Origin of the sequence: Mesorhizobium sp. M8A.F.Ca.ET.208.01.1.1 (assembly GCF_004791315.1) — a bacterium.
In the GTDB taxonomy this organism is placed as follows: domain Bacteria; phylum Pseudomonadota; class Alphaproteobacteria; order Rhizobiales; family Rhizobiaceae; genus Mesorhizobium.
Genome location: NZ_SRUT01000467.1, coordinates 1 through 278, shown reverse-complemented (window position 1 = coordinate 278; position 278 = coordinate 1). Strand labels below are relative to the sequence as shown.

At 70.5% G+C, this 278-nt stretch carries 1 protein-coding gene; it reads left to right on the top strand.

The window, feature by feature from the left end:
• The coding region (locus tag EN851_RS36095; RefSeq protein WP_189587388.1) for an FHIPEP family type III secretion protein at window positions 1-278 on the top strand (278 nt) is incomplete at both ends.

The window sequence follows — 278 nt, the reverse complement described above, 5'->3', positions numbered from 1 at the left end:
TCGTCGGCGGCATCGCCATCGGCTATCTGCGCCACGGCATGGGACTCGGCCAGGCGGCCGACGTCTTCATCAAGCTGTCGGTCGGCGACGGCCTCGTCACCCAGATCCCGGCGCTCATCGTCTCGCTCGCCGCCGGCATGCTCGTCTCCAAGGGCGGCACCCGAGGTTCCGCCAACCAGGCGGTGTTCGGCCAGCTCGGCGCCCATCCGCGTGCGCTCTACGTCGCCGGCTCGCTGCTGGTCATCCTCGGCCTGATGCCCGGGCTGCCGCTTTTTCCG